Source organism: uncultured Limnohabitans sp. (genome assembly GCF_937889215.1).
In the GTDB taxonomy this organism is placed as follows: Bacteria; Pseudomonadota; Gammaproteobacteria; order Burkholderiales; family Burkholderiaceae_C; genus Limnohabitans_A.
On record NZ_CALBEX010000140.1, the window covers coordinates 1 to 2,583 of the forward strand.

2 protein-coding genes and 2 pseudogenes are annotated in these 2,583 nt (G+C 56.9%); all 4 read left to right on the plus strand.

Features of this window, described 5'->3' with window-relative positions; all coding sequences use genetic code 11:
• Window positions 1–712, plus strand: a pseudogene (locus tag Q0341_RS03585) (phospholipase); the annotation flags it as partial.
• A gap of 9 nt (window positions 713–721) precedes the next feature.
• Complete coding sequence (locus tag Q0341_RS03590; protein WP_299510614.1) at window positions 722–1,009, plus strand: DUF1330 domain-containing protein; 288 nt, start codon at window positions 722–724, stop codon at window positions 1,007–1,009.
• A gap of 28 nt (window positions 1,010–1,037) precedes the next feature.
• Window positions 1,038–1,991 (plus strand): rhodanese-related sulfurtransferase, encoded by a 954-nt coding sequence (locus Q0341_RS03595; RefSeq protein ID WP_299510616.1) that lies wholly within the window; start codon window positions 1,038–1,040, stop codon window positions 1,989–1,991.
• Window positions 1,992–2,272: 281 nt separating this feature from the next.
• Window positions 2,273–2,583: pseudogene (locus Q0341_RS03600) on the plus strand (hypothetical protein); the annotation flags it as partial.

A 2,583-nucleotide genomic window follows, 5' to 3' on the forward strand; every position in this document is an offset into this window, starting at 1 on the left:
TCTGAGCCACCCGCCTTACCGTCTGCACATCGTCACTTCGCGCGGACGACACATCCTGCACCGCGAACACCCGGTGGGCACGCCACTGGGTTATGCGGGGGCATTTCTGAGCAACGCCGTGCACCGGCGTGCCTTGGGGGGCTGGCTGGAGCGGGTGGTGTTTTCAGGGCAGGGCGCAGGGGCACCCGAGGATTTGCCTTTTGATGCGCAAGACTTTCGCACCCGGCAGGTGGCCTTGACCGAGGGCAACTTCATGCCCGCGTTGCAGGCGAGCTGCTCCATCCCGTTTGCCCTGAAAGCCGTGCACGACATCCCCGGCGCACCGGCTGGCGCCTATTGGGACGGCGGCATCACCGACTACCACCTGCACCTGAACTGGACCGCGCCCAGCCACGGCCCCGAACGCGCCATCGTGCTGTACCCGCACTTCCAGCAAAACGTGGTGCCCGGCTGGCTCGACAAAGCGCTCAAGTGGCGGCACGGCGCAACGCCGTTTCTGGACAGCACCATCGTATTGGCCCCCAACCCCGAATGGGTCAAAACTTTGCCGGGGGGCAAATTGCCCGACCGCAAAGACTTCATCAGCTACGACCGCGATCTGGCAGGGCGAGTGAGGGTGTGGAATGCGGCGGCAGGTGCCAGCCAACAGTTGGCGGATGAGTTCAGCCATTGGTTACAAAACCCCAACGCCTCCATGGTTCAGCCTTTGTAAGGATCAGTCATGTCTCAAGCCTTTGTTGTCGGTCAAATGACCGTGAAAAATCCAGAAAAATGGGCCCAATACCGATCACAGGTCTTGGCCACCTTGCTGCCATTTGGCGGGGAACTCGTGTTTCGGGGCGAACAGGTTCAGTCGTTTTCGGGTGTGAACCCGCACCCTGACATCGTGGTGATTCGGTTTTCTTCTTTGGATGATGCGCAGGGCTGGCACGCGTCTGCAGCCTACCAAGCCCTGATTCCTTTGCGGCAAGAGGCGGCTGATGTGGTTTTGACCACTTATGCGGCATAACCCTGATGTCAAACTGGATAATCACGGCATGTTGACCGAACCCCTTTTCCTCACTGCTGCCCTTTATAAATTCGTCGATTTGCCCGATTTCGAGGCCCTTCAAGCGCCTTTGCAAGCCTGTTGCTTGGCCAATGAGGTCAAGGGCACCTTGCTTTTGGCGCACGAGGGCATCAACGGCACCATTGCCGGGCCTGAGGCTGGCATCCGCGCCGTGCTGGCGTTTTTGCGGGCCGATCCGCGCTTGGCCAGCTTGCCGCACAAAGAGTCGTGGAGCCCCAAGCCTCCGTTCACCCGCATGAAGGTCAAGCTCAAAAAAGAGATCGTCACCTTGCGCGTGCCCGAGCTGGACCCGAACAAAACCGTGGGCCAGTATGTCAAGCCCGCCGACTGGAACGCTTTGCTGGCCGACCCGGATGTGGTGGTCATCGACACGCGCAACGACTACGAGGTGGCCATTGGCACCTTCAAAGGTGCCATCAATCCGAACCTCAAAAACTTTGTGCAGCTGCCCGCGTGGCTGGACACGCATGAAAACCTGAAAACCGATGCGGTCAAGAAACCGAAGGTGGCCATGTTCTGCACGGGCGGTATCCGCTGCGAAAAATCCACCGCGCTCATGAAAATGCGCGGCTTTGACGAGGTGTATCACTTGGAAGGTGGCATCCTCAAATACCTCGAAGAAATCCCGCCCGAGCAAAGCACTTGGGAAGGGGACTGTTTTGTGTTTGACGAGCGTGTGAGCGTGGGCCACGGTCTGGGCTTGGGCCACCACGAGCTGTGCCGCTCTTGCCGCTGGCCGCTGAGTGAGCAAGACAAACAGTCGCCGCATTACGTGTTGGGTGTGAGCTGCGCTTACTGCCACGACCAGCGCACACCTGAGCAAAAAGAAAAACTGGCCGAGCGCCAGCGCCAGGTCGAGCTGGCCGAGGCGCGGGGCGAGGTGCATGTGGGCGCCAAAATGCCCAGCCACGACGCGCCCTGAAATTGAACGAGCGATTTTTGCCGAATGCCTTGGTGGCTAGGCGTTGGCTAAGCATTGGTGTGTTCTCCGATTGTGAATAAGGCCTGCTTAAGTCCATTGCGGCCTGAGATCGCCTCGCAATTTAGCCATGCTTCGAGTCATGCTCACACCATCACTAAACTCCACAGAAGCACACCCAAACGGTCCATTCCTTAGTGATTTCAAGATCTTTATCAAGAAAAAATTGACTATTGAAGCTAAAATAATAACAATAAAAAATCATCAACGTCTTGGAGAGTACTTTGAAATCAATTTTTCGCCCTAACCGTTTAGCGATGACACTGATGTCGCTTGGCTTTCTAGCTGCCTGTGGTGGTGGTGGTGGTGGTGGTGTTGTGATGCCGAAAGTCATATCCGGCACCGTGATCGATGGCTACATTGAGGGAGCAACTGTCTGCCTTGATGTCAACAGCAACTTGATTTGCGACCCGGGCGAGCCTTCCTCTACAACAGATAAAAATGGCTCCTATTCGCTTTCTTACAGCGGCTCAATTGATGGTTTGCTGGTGTTGGCGGTTGTTCCCGAGGGTGCTATTGATTCAGAGTTGGGCGA